Below are 19,724 nucleotides of genomic sequence, written 5' to 3'. Positions count from 1 at the left end.
TAAATAATTATGGGAAAAATAACATATATCGGCATTTTTATTTTATTATTTTTAATTATTTTCGGCTGCGGAAAAGAAAATAACAAACAGGATATTTCAGGAAAAATGGAGCATATTCATACGTCAGACTATGGAGTTACGCCAAAAGGCGATTCTATTAAAAAATACACATTGACCAATAAAAACGGGATGAAAGTTGAGGTCATCAACTTCGGTGGAATTATCACTTCTTTAACCGCCCCGGACAGAAACGGGAAATACGGAGATGTGGTACTTGGCTTTACAAAACCCGAAGGATATTTCGATGGCAATCCTTATTATTTTGGTGCTTTGATCGGAAGATACGGCAACAGGATTGCCAATGCAAAATTTTCACTGGAAGGTAAAACATACGAAATTGATAAAAATGATGGTCCCAACAGCCTTCACGGGGGAAAAGAAGGATTTCATACCAGATTCTGGAATATTGAAGAAGTAAAAGATAAAAGATTTCCGACACTGAAATTATCATATACCAGTGCAGACGGTGAAGAAGGATATCCGGGAAAGCTCACAACAACTGTTTTCTACACCCTTACGGACGATAATGCTCTGGAAATTTCCTATGAAGCAGAAACCGATAAGCCTACAGTGGTGAACCTTACCCAGCATTCTTATTTTAACCTGTCCGGAAATTTTACGAAAACCATTACTGATCATGAGTTGCAGATTAACGCAGATCATTTTCTTCCGGTGAATGAAACCCTGATTCCTACCGGTGAACAGAAAGCTGTAAAAGATACTCCCTTTGATTTCACGGTGTCAAAACCCATCGGAAAAGATATCGGTGCAGACGACGATCAGCTGAAAAAAGGAAAAGGGTATGACCATAACTGGATTCTGAACGGAAAAGGACTAAGAAGCATCGCTAAAGTTTATCATCAGGGAACAGGAAGACTGATGGAAGTCTTCACCGATGAACCTGGTGTGCAGTTTTATTCCGGAAATTTTCTTGACGGAAAGTTTGATACCAAAACAGGGGGCAAAAATGAATTCAGAACAGGATTTTGTCTGGAGACCCAGCATTTCCCGGATTCGCCAAATCAGTCTTCTTTCCCTTCTACAGAATTGAAGCCCGGACAGAAATACCAGTCAAAAACTATCTATAAATTCTCCGTTAAAAACTAAACTATGGGAAATTTAGCAACTATTGATATCATCATATTCCTGGTCTATTTCGTAGTGGTAGCTTCCTACGGATTATGGATCTATAAAAAGAAAAAATCTGAATCCACAGGAAGTAAGGACTATTTCCTTGCGGAAGGATCTTTAACCTGGTGGGCGATCGGAGCCAGCTTAATTGCCTCCAATATTTCCGCTGAGCAGTTTATCGGAATGAGTGGTGAAGGTTTCTTTGTAGGAATCGCTGTTGCCGCTTACGAATGGATTGCTGCCGTCGCACTCATCGTTATTGCAGTATGGTTTATACCAATCTATCTTAAGAATAAGATCTATACCATGCCTCAGTTTCTGGAAAGAAGGTATAACAAATCTGTTTCGCTGATTATGGCAGTATTCTGGCTGTTTCTGTATGTTATCGTGAATCTTACGTCCATTCTTTACCTGGGTGCTCTTGCTATCGATACTTTACTGGGAGGAGAACATCTTCACGGGATTATGATCGCTCTTCTGCTTATGGCCCTTCTGATCGGTCTTGGAGGGATGAAAGTGATAGGATATACAGACGTTATCCAGGTAGCGGTCCTTATTATCGGAGGCTTTGCAACGGTGTATATGGCTTTGCAGATTGTGGACCAGAGAATCAACGGAGCGGCTGTAGGAAATGCGCTGGCAGGATTTAATACCCTGATCAATGAGGCACCGCAGCACTTTAAGCTGATTCTTGAAAAACCAACAACAACCACAACTACGTTGGCGATGTCTCAGAATCTTGAGGTACAGAAATATGTCGTGTTGCCAGGCTTGGCCATGTATTTTGCCGGTCAGTGGATTGTTAACCTGAACTATTGGGGCTGTAATCAGTATATCACCCAGAGAGCTTTAGGGGCAGATCTGAAAACGGCAAGAACAGGAATTCTGTTTGCGGGTTTCCTGAAATTATTCATGCCTGTAATCGTAATGCTTCCGGGAATCGCTGCTTATGTTTTATATTCCAAAGGACACCTTCCGGGATTCAACGGAGTGAAAGACGGAGCATACTCTGCAATATTAGGATTCTTACCTGTAGGGCTGAAAGGATTAGCCATTGCAGCATTGACAGCAGCGATTGTAGCTTCACTGGCAGGAAAAGTGAACAGTATTTCAACCATTTTTACCCTGGATATTTATAAGAAATATCTTAAAACAGATGCCACCGAAATTCAGATGGTGAGAACAGGCCGCTGGGTCATTATTATTGCAATGATGGCAGCATTGGCCTTTACCTGGACAGATGTTTTGGGAATTGGTGGTGAAGGAGGTTTCACATTTATCCAGAAATATACAGGCTTTATCAGTCCTGGAGTTTTTGCCATGTTCCTTTTGGGAATGTTCTGGAAAAGAACAACAGGAACAGCCGCTTTGGTAGGAGTTATCTTAGGCTTTGTCCTGGCGATATTCTTTAACAGTTTTGCTGTAGAAATTTTCGGGAAAGAGACGTGGATGTATACGGCATTTACCTATGAAAAGCTGGAGAATGGAGCGGTGCATACCATTACGGAGATTCCTTTCCTGATTAATATGGGATGGTCGTTTTTTATCACAATAATTGCCATGATACTGATTAGTCTGGCAGGTCCGAAAGTTAATCCTAAAGCCTTTGCCATTAATGTAACGATGTTTAAAGTAGATAACAGAACCTTAGTTTTGATAGTACTGACACTGCTTTTGCTGACTGCCTTGTATGTAAGGTTTTGGTAAACGTGAACCATGAATAATAAAAAAATAGGATGCCGTCTTTAGCATCCTATTTTTATTTTGAAGCTGTTTAAAATTTTATATTTTTTTATAAAAAAGATTAATATAGCCCAAAGTGGCTAATAAAGAGTAGTTTACAAAAATTGAAAATCCAATCGGTAACGATTTAGTAATGGTGCTCACTGCGCTTACTTTCACTGAATTACCTTGTAAATCAATACTGCAAATATAAAAAATATAGGATAAAGTACGATGGTGCTTTATCCTTTTTTTCATCCTTTCCGTATAAAACAGTTCTCGAAAAAATCCCCCCACTGTGGGGAACCTGTGATATTTATTCCAGTATTATTTCCAAATTTTGACAAATCATCAATAGATGTATTCGGAGAAAGGTTATGATAATTTTAAACCGATTGTACTATGGAAATCCTATTGAGTAAAATATTATCGCAAATAAGGCATCAGGAAGATAAAATTTCTTCACTACTGATGCCAACGGCGGAAGAGGCTTATCAAATGACCTTATCCCTTAACGAAATTCTGTTAAACGTAAAAGCAAAAGTTGTACAGAGCGGATTTGAAAATGAACATCAGGAAATAGATTTTTTCAAGAACATCAAACCGCAGATTTTAGGAAAGCTCATTTACTATAACAAAGTATTCCGTATAGAAACTACCTGCCCGTTTAACACTGGTAAAATGCACCTAAACTATTATGAGAATGAATTGAAATCTCTTAAATCGGAATACAAAGAAAGTATTTGCGACACCTATTTTTACAGGTATTATCGTGCAGGAAGAGTTGACCGTGACAACAGCTATTTCATGCTCGGAAAAATCAATTATTACGATGGTTTAAACAGCGGAGTTTTTGAAATTGATCTTAGTTTTTCAACGTACTACGATAATAAAATAGCCCATATTGTCGCCAATGAATTACTCTATACTTATTTGCTTAATAAAATCAACCCCGAAGAAAACCCGGATATAGTTTTAATGAATGGCGATGTCAACAAAGATATTGTTTGGACAAATTCACAAAATGCCCTAATCGAACTCATATACGCTTTATATGTTTCCAATGCCATCTCTCACGGAAATATTGGCATCCGAAAACTGGCTTTGATTTTTCAAATCCTGTTCCGAACTCCATTAAAAGACATACACCACGCTTTCCATAGAATGAAAACCCGTGCAGACTCACGAACGGCATTTTTAGATCAGCTTAAAATTTCTTTGGAAGAATATATGGATAAAGACCTTTAGCTATACACAACTATTGGTTGAAAGCAGTACACACCGTGTGCTGTTTTTTTTTTGCCCATATCTGCCAATTGGCAAATGAGTGCAAAATGATGTAACAAACACTTCAAAATTCTTTAAAACCCTTATTACACAGGGGTTTCTGCCAATTGCAAAAATTTTCAAAAAACCGCCAAACCAATTGGCTGGCATTGGCAGACAAACTCTGCCACCCTTAGCAATTTTGCGTAGTGAACTTTAAATGCTGTGCAATGAAAATAATCACTATTGAAGAGGATGCGTGGATACAGCTTAACAGCCGTATCAATGCAATTGCCGATTACCTCAAAAGATTAAACGATACAAGCTACGATGATTTGTGGCTTAACAATCACGAGGTATGCCAATATCTGCACATCAGCGAAAAGACTTTGTGGCGGATGCGTACCAAAGGCGAAATAGCTTATTCAAAAATCTATGGGCAATATTTCTACACCATTGGAGCCATTAAAGATTTGCTCAACGCCAATGTAGTGCAAAGCAGTGATGAGTACATACAGGAGCTTATGGCAAAAGGCAAAAGCTATATCGAAAAAGGCAGAAAGCTAAAGACAGATAAAAAATAGGTTAAACCTGTAAAAGCATATTTCTATGAATATTGACAGAATGGAATTTTTGGCGTGGATGGATCGCTTAATGGAACGCCTCGATATGCTGGGCGACAATATTGACAATTTGCAAAAGAAACGCAACAGTGTTGACGGAGAGGAATTGCTCGACAATCAAGATCTATTGCAAATGCTGAAAATTAGCAACCGTTCCCTGCAACGGTATCGCTCTATCGGCAAATTGCCATATTATACCATAAGTGGAAAGCTGTATTACAAACTATCTGATGTACATCAGTTCATACGGGAGAGCTTTAATCCGCCTTCAAAATGAACGCCACTAAATGACAAACACTGCCTTTGACTGCCACATTGGACAATAGTACAAAGGCTTCAACTACATTCGACACTGAACTTAAAATAGTAAGATATGAGCGAAGAAACAGCAAATAAACAGGAAGCTCCCGAACAACTGTCGGACATATTGCTGGTACTGGACAAGCAGAAGAATAAAATCCAAGCTGTTACCGGGATTGACGAAGATGGCAAATTGAAAACTGCCGACCCCACTAAGGAAAACCAAAGCCAGTTTATGCGTGTGGACAAGCATGGTGATCTTTTCTCCAATTTCTTCTCCAACTTTTGGAGGCAATTAAAAGACCCTACCCAGTTTTCATTCTTCAAAGTTCCTGCTGATGAAGCCATTGATAAGGCAAAGCAAATGCAAAAGCAGGTAGATAACCCTACACCGGAAGGTAAGAAAGAAATGAAAAAGAATGAGGTAAAACCTGAACCGAAAAATGAACATCAACAAGAAAATAAAAATGATATGGCAACAACACAGACTACGCCGGAAACAAGCGAATACCGCTTTAAACCGGAACAGATTGATTGGGAAACAATGAACAATCTGGGATTAGGCAAGGAACGCCTTGAAAAAATGAACCTCTTAGACCCGTTATTAAGAGGTTATAAAACCAATGACCTTGTACCTGTAAGTATAAATCTCGGCGGTGCTATTGTTCGTACCGATGCCCGTTTGTCTTTACAGACTACACCGGACGGAACCGTAGTGGCAGCGATACACGGTATCAGAAAAGAACCCAACCTCAATTTTGAATTTTTCGGTCATAAGTTTACGGATGAGGACAAGAAAAACCTGCTCGAAACAGGCAATATGGGCCGTGTGGTGGAATTGAAAAACACCAAAACTGATGAAATGATGCCCTCCATTATCAGTGTGGACAGGCTGACCAATGAACTTATTGCCCTGCGAACTGATTTCATTAAAATTCCTGATGAAATTAAAGGTGTGAAACTGAACGATGAGCAAAAGCAAACCTTAATGGAAGGCAAACCTCTTTACCTGGAGGGAATGATTTCAAAAAAGGGTGATGAATTTAGTGCGACTGTTCAGTTTAATGCGGACAAAAGATATGTTGAATTTTTGTTTGACAGAAGCAACAACAATCAGCAAGCCCAAAACACCCAACAAAAAAACGAACAGGGTAATCAGCAAAGCCAGTTGCAGGAAGCCCCTAAAACTTTCAGAGGCAAGGAACTGACCGATGAGCAATACAAGGATTTCAAAGCCGGGCAAACCATTTACATTGATGGATTGAAAGACAAAAAAGGGCAACCGTATCAGGGTTATATCACATTCAATGCGGAAACAGGAAAAACCAATTTTCAGTTTCCAAGCCAGGTTAAGGCTCAGGCAAAACCTACCGAAGCCCATAAAACACAAGCTGCCGTCAATTCTGAGGGAAAAACCAATGAGGCGACCAAGAACATCAACGAGCCTTTGAAATCAGGACAGCAATCTCCTAAAAACAAACAACAGCAGGACCAACAGGAAAAACCGAAAGCACCTGCAAAATCCAAAGGCAGAAAAGTGTAAAATAATATGAAAACAATTATCGCAGAAAAACCAAGCGTAGCAAGAGAAATAGCCGGACTTGTGGGAGCATCCGATAAAAAGGACGGCTATCTTACAGGTAACGGTTATTTTGTTACGTGGGCATTCGGTCATTTAATCGGATTGGGAATGCCCGAAGATTACGGCGTTACGGGATTTGATAAGGCATCATTGCCGATATTGCCCAATCCATTTATGCTGACCGTTCGTAAGGTTAAAAAAGACAAGGGATACACCACCGATACTGGTGCGTTAAAGCAGTTAAAAATTATTCAAAAACTGTTTAATCAAAGTGAAAGCCTTATTGTTGCTACTGATGCAGGACGTGAGGGCGAACTCATCTTCAGATACATTTATGAATATCTGAAATGCCGAAAACCCTTTGAACGCCTTTGGATAAGCTCGCTTACCGAAAAAGCCATCAAACAAGGCTTTGCCAACCTAAAAAACGGAGAGGAATTTGACGGATTGTATCAGGCAGCACAAGGCAGAAGCCGTGCCGACTGGCTGGTAGGCATCAACGCTACGCAGGCACTTTCCATAGCCGCAGGCAATGGGATCTATTCGCTAGGCAGGGTGCAAACACCAACGCTCGCTTTAATCTGTAAACGCTATTTGGCCAACAAGGATTTCTCGGTACAAAAATACTGGCAAATTCAGTTATTACACCACAAAGAGCAGATTGATTTTAAAAGCATTTCTAATACCAAATGGCAGGATAAAACACTGGCAGAAGATACGTTAAAGTCTATCGAAAGAAGCGGCAATTCGGTAATCGTTACTTCCGTAGAAAGTAAAAACATAACAGAGCAGCCACCCTTGTTATTTGATTTGACAGGCTTGCAAAAGGAAGCCAATAAAAAATTGAACCTGTCTGCCGAAAAAACACTGAATATTGCCCAAAGTCTTTACGAAAAGAAATTCATCACCTATCCACGCACCGGAAGCAAATACATTCCCGAAGATGTGTGGACCGAAATCCCAAATCTCGTAAGGGCGTTGCAAAACAGGGAAGCCTGCGAAGATGCTTTGTCAAAAATTAAATGGGGTCGTTTTAATAAACGTATTGTAAACGATTTGCGGGTTACAGATCATCACGGATTATTGATTACAGACAAAATTCCGTCTGTTTTGAGTGCAGACGAAAATGCGGTTTATGATATGATTGCCTTTCGCTTGCTCGAAGCCATTTCACAATCCTGCATCAAAGAAATAACCGATGTTTCATTACTGACATTGCATTATGATTTTACGGCAAAAGGCTGTAAAATTCTGGAAGCAGGTTGGCGGTCTATAAGGGGTAATTTTTCGGATGATGAAGCTGAGCAAGTACAGGACTTGCCCGAACTTAAAAAAGGTGATGAGCTCAAAATAAAAGAAGTTTCTGTTCTCGAAAAGAAAACCAAACCGCCGGTGCTTTATACCGAAGCCGGCCTTTTGTCGGCTATGGAAACCGCAGGCAAGGAAATCGAAAATGAAGACGAACGGAAAGCCCTGCAAAATATCGGCATCGGAACACCGGCTACAAGGGCATCAATCATTGAAACCCTGTTTACCCGTAACTACATCCAACGAGAAAAGAAGTCCTTAATCCCCACCGAAAAAGGATTGCAGGTATATGAATTGGTCAAAGACCGAAAAATTGCTGATGTGGCCATGACCGCTGAATGGGAAGTGGCTTTGCAGAAAATCGAAAACAACGAAGTTGATGCAGGTGCGTTTCAAAAGGAAATGGAAAATTATGCCTCATCTATAACCAACGAATTGCTTCAAACTTCCATTGTCCAAAGCAACCTGCCTAAATTGGTCTGTCCTAAATGCAAAAGTCACGAGTTAACTATCCGTGAAAAGATTGCAAAATGTCCTAATGAAGCATGTAGTTGGGTACAGTTTCGCAATGTGTGTGGTGTACAAATCGGTATAGCCGATATTGAAAGCCTTGTCAACAAAGGGAAAACCAGCCTTATCAAAGGAATGAAAAGCAAAGCCGGAAAGAAATTTGATGCGTATATCGTTTTGAATGCCGATTGCAGTACTTCTTTTGAGTTTGAGAAAAGCAAAACCAGGAAGAAATAATATTCCTTTTTCGGTTTTATTACCTTTACAACTATTAAGAATAAGTGAGTTATGAATTTTGAAAAATTAGCTTTTCGCATACAGCAAACCAATGATTTTTTACAGCAAAATGCCGTAAAAGCAGTAAATATAAATCTTACGCTCAGAAACTGGCTTATCGGTTTTTACATTGTGGAGTTTGAGCAAAACGGAAGCGACCGGGCACAATATGGAGCCAAACTACTCCAAAATCTTGCAAAAAACATCAGCATCAGAGGACTTTCAGCTCCGGAACTGTCCCGTTGCCGCCAGTTTTATAACACTTATCCTCAAATTATTGGGTTGATAACCCAAGACTTCAAAAACCTTTTTCCGGGTAATTTATTTGAAGGCTTTTCTTTTGAAAATCAACAAAATACAATTGTTGGGTCGGCAACCCAAGAATTCAACGATCAAAGATCCGGATATGAGATTAGTCAGTTGCTGACTGACCAATCTCAAAATAAGGATAATCATCTCCACAAATTTATCTTCTCTACATCGTTCACACATCTTGTAGAACTCATAAAAATAGATGATACTACGAAAAGACATTTTTACGAGTTGCTAATTTTGCAAACGCAACCTTCTGTTAAAGAGCTAAAAAGACAAATCAATACACTAACTTATGAAAGAGTTGGATTGTCGGGCGACCACAAAGGTTCATTTGATGAAGTAATGCAAAAAATAAAGCCACAACAGATTACTGATTTGGTGAAATCGCATTACTTTTTTGAGTTTCTTGATATTCGGCAACCGCATTTAATAGAAGAAAGTGAGCTGGAGCAAGGTCTTATCGAGCATTTGCAACAATTTATTATCGAACTCGGAAATGGATTTTGTTTTGAAGCCCGGCAAAAACGATTACTGATTGGTGATGAATACTACTTTATTGATTTGGTTTTTTATCATCGAATTTTGAAATGCCACGTTTTAGTGGAACTGAAAACGGAAAATGCGAAACACGAACACATCGGGCAACTGAAATCGTATCTCAACTATTACAAAAAAAATATTCAGGAAAGTAATGATAATCCACCCGTTGGGATATTGCTCGTTACCAATCAGAACAAAGCACTTGTAGAATATGCAATTGCCGATAGCGACCTCGATATTTTTGTAAGTAAATATCAATTGCAACTACCTGATAAAGCAAAACTGGAAGCTTTTATCAATAACGAATTAAGAAACACAAAATGAGCAATAACCCCTCCAGGTTCGGAGGGGTTATCATTAAAAATGGTCTTAGAATTAATTTGGATAATATTTCTTCTTTAACCATAAACTTGCCCTTACTAATAATATCAGTACCGGAACTTCTACCAACGGACCGATAACACCTACAAATGCTTGTGGTGAGTGAATACCAAAAACCGCTATTGCTACGGCTATGGCTAATTCAAAATTGTTTCCTGTGGCTGTAAATGCGATGGATGCGTTTTTGTCGTAAGGAATGTTTAGGGATTTATTGATAAAGAAGCTCACAAAAAACATCAGTACAAAATAGATGATTAACGGTATGGCAACTTTTACCACATCCATTGGCAACTCTACTATTTTATCGCCTTTCAGACTAAACATTAATACGATTGTAAGCAGTAAAGCATATAATGTAATGGGCGATATTTTGGGTACAAATTTTCGGTTATACCATTCTGTACCTTTTGATTTGATAAGGAAGTAACGGCTTAAAAAACCTGCTAAGAATGGAATACCTAAGTATATCAATACGCTTTCGGTAACGTCTTTCACTGATACGCTTACATTGAAATTGGCTAAGCCTAATTTGCTTGGTAATACATTAATGAACAACAAAACAAGGAAGCTGTAACTTATTATCTGAAAGATGCTGTTTAAAGCTACCAACATAGCGGTGTATTCTCTGTTGGCTTTTGCCAAATCGCTCCATACAATTATCATTGCGATACATCTTGCCAATCCTATCAGTATCAAGCCTGTCATATAATCGGGTTCATTTCTTAAAAACAAAACGGCTAATCCGAACATCAATACTGTACCGATAACCCAATTCAGCATTAAGGATATGCCAATTACTTTTTTATCTTTAAATGCTTGGGGCAATAATGTGTAATCTACTTTTGCTAATGGCGGGTACATCATCAGTATTAAACCTATTGCCAAAGGAATGTTTGTAGCGCCTACTGATAGGCTATCCGTGATTTTTGAAATACCCGGAAAGAAATGTCCCAACCCTATGCCTGTTGCCATTGCAAGGAATATCCATAAGGTTAGGTATCTGTCTAAGAATTTTAGTTTTGGTTGCATTGGCTATTTGATGATTTTTGAAAAGACATAAAACATTTCTGTTGCTATCTGCAAACTTCTTTCTGCATATACCTGTGATTGCTCTGGTGTGTTGTCCGAAATTTTTGGGTCTTCAAAAGTGATAGGTATTCTTTTTTCTGCACCCGCAATAAACGGGCATCCTCCGTCTGCCTGCGAACAGGTCATAATGGCTGAGAATGCTGATACAGGGTTAAAAGGACTATCGTACTTTTTTGAAAAACCAATTACAGGCAAAGCATTGTCGCTGTACTTTATAGCATATACAGGGTTGTTGGTGTCTGCTATTTTGAAAATATTAAATCCCTGATTGGTTAATGTTTCTGCGACTTTCGGGAATAGTGCTGTTTCTTCTGTACCACCCGAATAACAGTTTACATTTGGCATATTAAAATGTGCTGACGCTACCTGTGCCCAAACCTGTGATAAATGGCTTCTTCGGGAATTGTGGGTACATATGAAATTGATATTTATATCCTGCCTGTTGTTTACTTTTTGCTGTACAAAATCTATCAACGGCTGTAATATGGTTTTACGTTCTTCGCTGATACTGTGAACATCAATTTTGTTGTTAATGATTTCGATTAGTTTTTGATACATCTTATTTCGTTTTTAGTAATTAACAACATCCCGAATTTGGTGTACAGCAAGCATTATTAAGCTCAGATAATTTCACTTTCTGTTTTTCAGCAGGAATACCGCAGGCATCACTGGCCAGGCAAGCGGTTTGTTTGTTCTTCAGTACAAAATGGTTTCCGTTGAAATCCAAATCGTATTTGCCAATCGTTTCACTTTGGTATTCTACTTCAATTTCTGCATCCTCAATACCTAATTTTTCTTCGGATAGTTTGATGATGTTTAATAGTTTGGTTGGTTTTAACCGGTGTTCAAAATCGTTGGCATTCCATAATTGGAAATTGACAACTTTTTCATTTCTTATGGTTCCGCCACAATCAATAAAATGTTTTGTGATAACACCTACTTCCGTAACGTGAAAGTGTTCGGGTACAAAGGTTCCGTTCTCTAATTGAAATTCAACATTATCTAATGCCTGCAAAATTTCTTTGATTTTTGATAGTTTCATTGTTTTTTATTTAATTGTTATATTGCTTTATTGCGATTAATGTGCTTAAAAAAAATGCTTAACAGCATTTATCAACCCCTACATTATCTATAAAAAAAGTATTGAGTTCCTTTTTAATCTGCTGCCAAACATTTTCATTAATACAGTAACAAACACTTGTCCCCTCAATATTTCCTTTGATGATACCAATGTTTTTAAGCTCTTTTAAATGTTGTGAAATGGTAGCCTGAGCCAATCCTAATTCTTCCACTAAGTCATTACAAATACAGGCATTCTGCTTAACAATGTATTGCAGGATAGCTATACGGGCAGGATGAGCCAATGCCTTTAATGTGGTTGCTAAGCTGTTTTGCTGTTCTGTAAATATTTCTGTTTTTGTTACGCCCATCTTATCTGCAATAATATATCGCAATATTACGATAAATATTTAAACCAAAAAAGAGTTTGTGAAAAAAAATATCTCTAAGCACCAATTCCGTATAAATTATCATTCCAATTCTCTATTGTACATAGCCAAATACTACCTATCAAAGAAAAACTCTGCCACTTTTGCAAAAGCACTTATTTACTGCTATAATTTTAGGTTTCAGATAAAATTCTAAACAATATTATAGTATGAGCACACAGCAAAAAGACCTATCGTATTTCAGATTGCGTTTACAGGAATTACTCAACACAAGTTTTCCCGAAAAAGCAAACGATCAAAAATTTATTGAGCAACGTTCTTCGTGGGCTGGTAATGCTTACGAGGGGGCTTTTATTTCGGGAAATGATATTGAAAAGTGCAACGAAATAGCCAATTATATACTTTTTGAGGGCTTGTACTTCTCCAAATTCGACACCGTTTTTCAGGTGGTCTTTAATGAATTTGATACCATAATGGCAGATGAGGAACTGCGACCTTTCGCCTTAAAAATGTTCCCTGTTTGCGAGCCTGTTTTCTCTGGCTATAAACTAACCGATGATTTCGCTTATAACACAGAGTACGACATGCTCTATACTGAAATAACGGGAACCATCGCAATATGGATACAGGAAAATGGGCTTCAATAAGAAGCAACATCTCCAACAGAATATTGATGCCCTGCGAATTGCTTTTAAACTGGAAAAGGAGAAACGGCAAGCCACCGTAGGCGAAAGACTGTCAATGATGCTTTATAGCGGATTTGGCGGTCTTAAATTCGTTCTGAACCCCATAGCAAATGAAATAGACATCAATAATTGGAGAAAAACGGAACACGACCTTTTCCCAATTACGCAGGAACTACACCAACTACTCAAAGAAAACTCCGAAGACGAAAAGCAATACCGTAGGTATGTGGACAGTATGAAAAGCTCCGTACTTACGGCTTTTTATACACCGCCACAGGTCATAGATGCGATTTCCACAACCTTGCGTGAAAGTGGCCTGAACATTGATAAATTCCTTGAACCCTCCGCAGGTATCGGCTCTTTTATACAATCCTTTTCGGAAAACCAACAAAGTGTTACCGCTTATGAAAAAGACTTGCTCACAGGCAAGGTTTTAAAACAGCTTTATCCCGATAGCAATATCCGTGTAAGTGGTTTTGAGGAAATACCCGAAAAGGAACAAAACAGCTATGATGTAATCGCCAGTAATATACCATTCGGCGATACTTCCGTCTTTGATTTATCCTATTCTCGAAGCAAGGACAGTGCAAAAGTACAGGCAGCTCGAAGCATACACAATTACTTTTTCCTGAAAGGTGGTGATATGCTTCGTGAGGGTGGTTTGTTGGCTTACATTACTTCACAAGGCGTTTTAAACAGTCCGAAGAACGAACCGATACGCAGGGCTTTGATGCAGGATAATAATTTGATTTCAATTGTTCGCTTACCTAACAACCTGTTTACGGAATATGCAGGTACGGAAGTCGGAAGCGACCTGATTATCCTGCAAAGGAATACGGCAAAACAAAATCTGACCGAAAGGGAAGATCTGTTTTGCCAAAGCAGGCAAACAGCATACAATACACCTGGTAATGCACTCTTTCAAGACAGCACAAGGATTGTTTATACCGATCGCAAATTAGATACCGACCCATACGGACAACCTGCATTAATCTATACGCATAAAGGCGGCGTTGAGGGAATTGCCAAAGATTTAAAACAAATGCTTTCCGAAGATTTTGGCAAGCACCTGAATTTGAATTTATACAAAGGCGAACGGAACGATGAACTTGTTATACAAACTTCGATAACGCCAACGGTTACATCTCCGATTATCGAACCTGTAAGCATTCAGCCAAAACCGCAACCTGTACCCACGCCTGTAAACCATCGGGAAAGCCTACAGGAATTAAAGCAACTAAGCATCTTCGACTTGTTTGAAAATGCGAACGAGCCTGTAATGGTTGCTACTCCGCCCAAAAGAACAACACAAGTTAAAAGACAAAGTACCAACAAAAAAAGAGGTGCAATATCTCGCCAGACAGACCTGTTCAGTGCGACGCAGCAGCCCTATACATCTCCTATTACTAATAGAGCTACCAATGGAAATACATCAGCCAACGGCAAAAAACAGGATGCTATCGGTGACCTGTTTTCAAGTATCAATGGGAATGGCCAAACTGATAAGCCAGCCGCTCCCGACACCATTCCTGAACCTGCTCCGTACAGTCGCGAACTGCAATCGTTCCACCGCAACGATTGCCTTGTGGTGGATAATGGTTGGGTTGGTCATCTGCAAGATGTAGATACGTCAGACGGTACGGCTGTATTCCACTCTTTACAGTTACCGACCTTACAGAAAGCGAGAGCCGAAGCGTATATCGGCGTGCGTGATGTTTACCAACAGCTTTACAATAAAGAGGCACAGCATCAGACTGAATACAAGGAAGAAAGGGAAAACCTTAATCGCCTTTACGATGCTTTTGTTAAAAAGTACGGCAACCTTAACAGTGCCGATAATGCCAAATTGATTAAAACCGACAGTTCCGGTAAGGAAATCCCTTATTTGGAACGTGTTATTGGTGGCGTGGTACACAAAGCCGATATATTCAGCAGACCTGTTAGTTTTTCTACCATAACTATAGCAACGGATAATCCCGAAGAAGCATTAGCGGCTTCGCTGAATAAATACGGAAGCGTGGATTTGGACTATATGTCCGAAATAAGCGGTATGACCGATGATGCTTTGAAAAAAGCCTTACACGGTCGCATTTACTACAATCCTCTGCAAAAGGAATATGAAATATCCGAACGCTGGATTGCAGGTAACATAGTGGAAAAAGCCCAAGAGGTTAAAACCTACCTCGAACGCAATCCCGATGACAGCGAAGCCAAAGCAAGCCTTACCGTTTTGGAAGAAGCCAGACCAAGACGTATCGAATTTGAGGAACTCGATTTTAATTTGGGCGAACGCTGGATGCCCACAGGTATTTACGCCCGATTTGCTTCACATCTTTTTGATACAGATGTACTCGTTCATTACTCTGAAAGCTCCGATGACTTTTCCGTAAAGTGCGACCGTAAGAATTTGCATATATGGGAAAAATACGCTGTCAAAGCAGAAAGTCGGACGTTTGACGGGATTGCCCTGCTCAAACACGCCCTTGTCAATACCACGCCTGATATTACCAAAAAAGTGATGGTTGGCGACCAGGAGGTCAAAGTACGGGATATGGAAGCCATACAAATGGCAAACACCAAGATTGACGAAATCCGTACCGCCTTTACCGATTGGCTTCACGCCCAAAACGATGAGTTTAAAAACAGGCTGACCAACCAGTACAACGATACCTTTAACTGTTTCGTTCGACCGAACTATGACGGCAGCCATCAGGACTTTCCGGGATTAGACCGTAAGGCATTGGGCATTGAAGACCTGTATTCCAGCCAAAAGGACACCGTTTGGATGATAAAGCTGAACAACGGGGCAATTTGCGACCACGAAGTAGGTGCAGGAAAAACGTTGGTAATGTGTACCGCAGCACAGGAAATGAAGCGGTTGGGGTTAGCCCATAAACCGATGATTATTGGGTTGAAAAGCAATGTTCACGAAATTGCCGAAGCCTACCGTACAGCCTACCCACACGCAAAAATCCTATTTCCGGGTAAAGAAGATTTTACGCCCCAAAAACGCCTGCGGATTTTCGGGGATATTAAGAATAACGAATGGGATGCTGTCATCTTAACGCACGACCAATTCGGAATGATACCGCAATCGCCCGAAATACAAAAGGAAATACTCGAAATCGAATTAGACAGTGTAGAACGTAACCTCGATGCACTGCAATCGCAAGGCAAGGAAGTTACCAGAGGTATGCTTGCCGGAGTAATCAAGCGGAAAGAAAACCTCGAAGTCAAGCTCAAAACCCTGAAACACGATATTGAAAACCGCAAAGATGATGTGGTGGATTTTAAGATGATGGGCATTGACCACTTGTTCGTTGATGAGAGCCACCAATTCAAAAACCTGATGTTCAACACAAGGCATACAAGGGTAGCTGGATTGGGCAATGTGGACGGAAGCCAAAAAGCATTGAACCTGCTCTTTGCAATCCGTACTATTCAGGAACGAACAAATGCGGATATGGGAGCTACCTTTCTGTCAGGTACAACTATCAGTAATTCGCTTACAGAACTGTATCTGCTGTTCAAATACCTGCGACCACGGGCATTGGAAAAACAGGGCATTCATTCTTTTGATGCGTGGGCGGCTATCTATGCAAGGAAAACAACCGATTATGAATTTTCGGTGGCGAACAATATTGTAGCAAAAGAACGCTTCCGCTATTTTATCAAAGTGCCGGAGCTTGCACAGTTCTATTCCGAAATTACGGATTACCGAACAGCAAAGGATATAGGTATTGACCGCCCTAATAAAAATGAGGTATTGTATAACATACCGCCTACTCCCGACCAGGAAGAATTTATCCAAAGCCTGATGGAATTTGCAAAAACAGGCAAAGGAGAACTACTCGGAAGAGCACCTTTATCTCCATCGGAAGAAAAAGCAAAGATGCTTATCGCTACAGATTACGCCCGTAAGATGTCGCTTGATATGCGAATGGTAAGTGCTGCGTATGATGACCATCCCGACAACAAGGCTTCGCATTGTGCGGCAAACATTGCCAAGTATTACAACCGATACAACGCACAGAAAGGAACGCAGTTCGTTTTCTCTGATTTGGGAACCTACAAGCCGGGCGAATGGAATGTGTACTCCGAAATAAAACGCAAGCTTGTGGAAGACCACGGCATCCCAGCAAATGAAGTCCGTTTTATTCAGGAGGCGAAAAATGATAGACAACGTAAGGAACTTATCAAAGAAATGAACGAGGGTAAAATCCGTGTGCTGTTCGGTTCTACAAGTATGTTGGGTACAGGGGTAAATGCACAGAAGAGAGCCGTTGCCGTTCATCATCTTGATACACCGTGGCGACCAAGTGATCTTGCCCAACGTGATGGCAGGGCTGTCCGAAAAGGTAATGAAATTGCCAAGTTCTTTGCCGATAACAAAGTAGATGTGATTATCTATGCTGTAGAAAAATCATTGGATAGTTACAAGTTCAACCTGTTGTACAACAAACAACTTTTCATAGACCAATTAAAAACCAATAATCTCGGCAAACGAACGATTGACGAGGGCAGTATGGACGAAAAATCGGGAATGAATTTTTCAGAATATGTGGCTATCCTATCAGGAAATACAGACCTGTTGGATAAAGCCAAGTTAGAAAAACAAATTGCCGGACTGGAAAGCGAAAAACAGGCGTTCAACCGTTCTAAATTCAGTGCCAAATACAAACTGCAAGACTTTACAGAGTTGCTTGAAAGTGCTCAATCCTGTTTTAACCGAATGAGCCTTGATTGGGGAAATTTACAGCAACGCATACAAAAACATTCGGACGGTACAATCGCAAATCCTGTACAGTTGGACGGCTTACCGCCTAATGCGGATATAAAACAAATCGGTACAAAGCTCAACCAACTTGCGGACAAAGCCCGAACCGGAGGTCAGTATGAAGAAATCGGTACGTTATACGGATTTACGTTGTTGGTTAAAACCGAAATGTCCGAAAAAGAGGGGTGGGATATTCGGGTAAATCGCTTTTTGATACAGGGCGAGGGCAATATCAAATATACCTACAACAATGGTATTATTGCTAAAGATGAAAGGCTGGCAAGTATGAACTTTTTGAACGCATTGGAAAAAGTTCCTGACTATATTGATCAGGAGCAAAAGAAAATTGTAGAGATACAAAAAGATCTGCCTGTTCTTCAGGAAGTAATAAATGGTACGTGGTCAAAAGAGAGTCGATTGAGCGAACTCAAAACTGAACTTGCCGCTGTGGAACGAAAAATCCAACTATCTATTACGCCCGAAACTAAAGAAGAACCTTTGGAGCAAGTGGAAAAGCAGAAAGAAACTCCAAAGGTCCAGGAAAGCATTACAGCAACTAAAAGTAATTTTTCGCCAAGAAGTATATTATGGTAAGGTTCATTCTTCTTCTTTTTCATCCATTTTCTTGATTATCGCATCACGAAGATTGTCAAGGAATTTGGTTCGGTTTATTTTGCGGGATTTAAGTTCCATAAATGTATGGTAAAAATCGCCTAAGTCAATATTAAAGATATTTTCAAATGTTTTGGCAATAAGTCTGATGTCAACATTTCCATCATCAAATACGCCTTGTGAATGCAGGGCGTAAATCAGCTCTATTAATGCTGTTTTGCTTTCTGTCCAATTTAGAGAAGAACTATCAGACACCTTTTTATGATTGATATTATTAAGCTGGTCTTCGAGGTACACTTGTATCAGATCATAAGCAATTATTTTGGCGACTTTATAGTCGTGTGAAGTAGAAAAACGATGGTCTACCTCAAAATAAAAAGTATCTAAACTTAGTTTTATATCGTATTTGCCTCGTATAAATAGTTTATCATCTATAAAAGTGTTATTGGTACGATAGTACTTATAGAATTCAAGATTGTTATCAAAAAACTTTTTTAGCTTACTTAATTCTTCATTAAGAAATTTCTTAATTTGTTTTGTTCCGTAAGGCTTCTTAGTTTCGATTTTGTAAATGGCATTATAATAAATGAGTTTTGAAACAATCGCTGGTTTCTGATGTTTGAAAAAATAAATTTCTTCATCTATATTCTTAAATCCATTTTTTAAGACATACTCTTTTAAATCAGACAGATTTTGAACGATTAGTTTTATTATGGTTTCTGTCTTGTGTATAGAGCCATCGGTATCACTTTCTAACTCCAGGATTGTTGTTTCCAATTTATGGACCGATTTATTGAAATAATTTTCCATTCAGTTTCTGTTAAATTTTGATGATACATATACAATCTTTTTGATACAAAAAGAGTATTTAATTTAACAATGCTAAAGCGTTTATTCCGAAGCCTATCCAAATAGCAATTTTATTCCGATGATTTGTTCGTCCCTCTTTAGCCTGTTTAGGTTCGTTTCATAAATTTGTTTGAATTTCAAAATAATTTATATTGCTTTTTCATATTTTACAACAAAGCACATTTAAAAGTGGTATCCGACTGAATTTTAACCTAGGAAGAAAAATTTACTTTCCTTCCTAGGTGTGGT

Annotated in this window: 15 protein-coding genes; 10 read left to right on the top strand and 5 right to left on the bottom strand. The window is 39.3% G+C overall.

The window, feature by feature from the left end; all coding sequences use genetic code 11:
* Window positions 1-9: 9 nt before the first annotated feature.
* From AOB46_RS00830 to AOB46_RS00795, 8 genes are all read left to right on the top strand, one after another.
* Window positions 10-1,167 carry an aldose epimerase family protein gene (locus tag AOB46_RS00830; RefSeq protein ID WP_062696154.1) on the top strand — a complete coding sequence of 386 codons (1,158 nt, stop codon included), beginning with the start codon at window positions 10-12 and terminating at the stop codon, window positions 1,165-1,167.
* A gap of 3 nt (window positions 1,168-1,170) precedes the next feature.
* On the top strand, window positions 1,171-2,898 hold the full coding sequence (locus AOB46_RS00825; RefSeq protein ID WP_062696153.1) for a sodium:solute symporter family transporter: 1,728 nt from the start codon (window positions 1,171-1,173) through the stop codon (window positions 2,896-2,898).
* Between the two features lie 417 nt (window positions 2,899-3,315).
* Entirely contained in the window at window positions 3,316-4,161 is an 846-nt protein-coding gene (locus AOB46_RS00820) for an RteC domain-containing protein (RefSeq protein ID WP_062696152.1), read from the top strand.
* Window positions 4,162-4,409: 248 nt separating this feature from the next.
* Window positions 4,410-4,763, top strand: coding sequence for a helix-turn-helix domain-containing protein (locus AOB46_RS00815; protein ID WP_062696151.1), 354 nt, complete (start codon window positions 4,410-4,412; stop codon window positions 4,761-4,763).
* 25 nt (window positions 4,764-4,788) lie between these two features.
* A complete protein-coding gene (locus AOB46_RS00810; protein WP_062696150.1) occupies window positions 4,789-5,079 on the top strand; it encodes a helix-turn-helix domain-containing protein in 291 nt (96 codons plus the stop codon).
* 96 nt (window positions 5,080-5,175) lie between these two features.
* A complete protein-coding gene (locus AOB46_RS00805) occupies window positions 5,176-6,645 on the top strand; it encodes a DUF3945 domain-containing protein (RefSeq protein ID WP_062696149.1) in 1,470 nt (489 codons plus the stop codon).
* Between the two features lie 6 nt (window positions 6,646-6,651).
* Entirely contained in the window at window positions 6,652-8,739 is a 2,088-nt protein-coding gene (locus AOB46_RS00800) for a type IA DNA topoisomerase (protein ID WP_062696148.1), read from the top strand.
* 51 nt (window positions 8,740-8,790) lie between these two features.
* A complete protein-coding gene (locus AOB46_RS00795) occupies window positions 8,791-9,957 on the top strand; it encodes a YhcG family protein (RefSeq protein ID WP_062696147.1) in 1,167 nt (388 codons plus the stop codon).
* A 51-nt stretch (window positions 9,958-10,008) separates the two neighbouring features.
* On the opposite strand, the gene arsB is transcribed toward AOB46_RS00795, so the two are convergent.
* From arsB to AOB46_RS00775, 4 genes are read right to left on the bottom strand one after another with little or no spacing between them, the layout of a single operon-like run.
* Window positions 10,009-11,043 (bottom strand): ACR3 family arsenite efflux transporter, encoded by a 1,035-nt coding sequence (arsB, locus tag AOB46_RS00790; RefSeq protein ID WP_062696146.1) that lies wholly within the window; start codon window positions 11,041-11,043, stop codon window positions 10,009-10,011.
* Between the two features lie 3 nt (window positions 11,044-11,046).
* A complete protein-coding gene (locus AOB46_RS00785; protein WP_062696145.1) occupies window positions 11,047-11,661 on the bottom strand; it encodes a protein-tyrosine-phosphatase in 615 nt (204 codons plus the stop codon).
* Between the two features lie 19 nt (window positions 11,662-11,680).
* Entirely contained in the window at window positions 11,681-12,145 is a 465-nt protein-coding gene (locus tag AOB46_RS00780; RefSeq protein WP_062696144.1) for a DUF6428 family protein, read from the bottom strand.
* Between the two features lie 58 nt (window positions 12,146-12,203).
* Window positions 12,204-12,533 (bottom strand): ArsR/SmtB family transcription factor, encoded by a 330-nt coding sequence (locus AOB46_RS00775; RefSeq protein ID WP_062696143.1) that lies wholly within the window; start codon window positions 12,531-12,533, stop codon window positions 12,204-12,206.
* A 227-nt stretch (window positions 12,534-12,760) separates the two neighbouring features.
* Here AOB46_RS00775 and AOB46_RS00770 point away from each other — a divergent pair, with 227 nt between their 5' ends.
* Both AOB46_RS00770 and AOB46_RS00765 read left to right on the top strand, forming a co-directional pair.
* Window positions 12,761-13,198, top strand: coding sequence for a DUF1896 domain-containing protein (locus AOB46_RS00770; protein WP_062696142.1), 438 nt, complete (start codon window positions 12,761-12,763; stop codon window positions 13,196-13,198).
* On the top strand, window positions 13,185-18,608 hold the full coding sequence (locus tag AOB46_RS00765; RefSeq protein WP_062696141.1) for an N-6 DNA methylase: 5,424 nt from the start codon (window positions 13,185-13,187) through the stop codon (window positions 18,606-18,608). Before AOB46_RS00770 ends, AOB46_RS00765 begins: the two co-directional genes overlap by 14 nt.
* A 3-nt stretch (window positions 18,609-18,611) precedes the next feature.
* On the opposite strand, the gene AOB46_RS00760 is transcribed toward AOB46_RS00765, so the two are convergent.
* Window positions 18,612-19,436 carry an RteC domain-containing protein gene (locus tag AOB46_RS00760; RefSeq protein ID WP_062696140.1) on the bottom strand — a complete coding sequence of 275 codons (825 nt, stop codon included), beginning with the start codon at window positions 19,434-19,436 and terminating at the stop codon, window positions 18,612-18,614.
* Window positions 19,437-19,724: the final 288 nt, after the last annotated feature.

Origin of the sequence: Chryseobacterium indologenes (assembly GCF_001295265.1) — a bacterium.
Taxonomy (GTDB): domain Bacteria; phylum Bacteroidota; class Bacteroidia; order Flavobacteriales; family Weeksellaceae; genus Chryseobacterium; species Chryseobacterium indologenes_A.
The sequence above is the reverse complement of the archived record's forward strand: the minus strand, read 5'-3'. Positions and strand labels throughout refer to the sequence as shown.

Bases quoted from the DNA above. Each gene is read 5' to 3' on its own strand.
- AOB46_RS00820 (WP_062696152.1), top strand. From the start codon at position 3,316: ATGGAAATCCTATTGAGTAAAATATTATCGCAAATAAGGCATCAGGAA.
- AOB46_RS00770 (WP_062696142.1), top strand. From the start codon at position 12,761: ATGAGCACACAGCAAAAAGACCTATCGTATTTCAGATTGCGTTTACAG.
- AOB46_RS00810 (WP_062696150.1), top strand. From the start codon at position 4,789: ATGAATATTGACAGAATGGAATTTTTGGCGTGGATGGATCGCTTAATG.
- AOB46_RS00765 (WP_062696141.1), top strand. From the start codon at position 13,185: ATGGGCTTCAATAAGAAGCAACATCTCCAACAGAATATTGATGCCCTG.
- AOB46_RS00800 (WP_062696148.1), top strand. From the start codon at position 6,652: ATGAAAACAATTATCGCAGAAAAACCAAGCGTAGCAAGAGAAATAGCC.
- AOB46_RS00785 (WP_062696145.1), bottom strand. From the start codon at position 11,661: ATGTATCAAAAACTAATCGAAATCATTAACAACAAAATTGATGTTCAC.
- AOB46_RS00825 (WP_062696153.1), top strand. From the start codon at position 1,171: ATGGGAAATTTAGCAACTATTGATATCATCATATTCCTGGTCTATTTC.
- AOB46_RS00795 (WP_062696147.1), top strand. From the start codon at position 8,791: ATGAATTTTGAAAAATTAGCTTTTCGCATACAGCAAACCAATGATTTT.
- AOB46_RS00775 (WP_062696143.1), bottom strand. From the start codon at position 12,533: ATGGGCGTAACAAAAACAGAAATATTTACAGAACAGCAAAACAGCTTA.
- AOB46_RS00760 (WP_062696140.1), bottom strand. From the start codon at position 19,436: ATGGAAAATTATTTCAATAAATCGGTCCATAAATTGGAAACAACAATC.
- AOB46_RS00805 (WP_062696149.1), top strand. From the start codon at position 5,176: ATGAGCGAAGAAACAGCAAATAAACAGGAAGCTCCCGAACAACTGTCG.
- AOB46_RS00780 (WP_062696144.1), bottom strand. From the start codon at position 12,145: ATGAAACTATCAAAAATCAAAGAAATTTTGCAGGCATTAGATAATGTT.
- AOB46_RS00815 (WP_062696151.1), top strand. From the start codon at position 4,410: ATGAAAATAATCACTATTGAAGAGGATGCGTGGATACAGCTTAACAGC.
- AOB46_RS00830 (WP_062696154.1), top strand. From the start codon at position 10: ATGGGAAAAATAACATATATCGGCATTTTTATTTTATTATTTTTAATT.
- arsB (WP_062696146.1), bottom strand. From the start codon at position 11,043: ATGCAACCAAAACTAAAATTCTTAGACAGATACCTAACCTTATGGATA.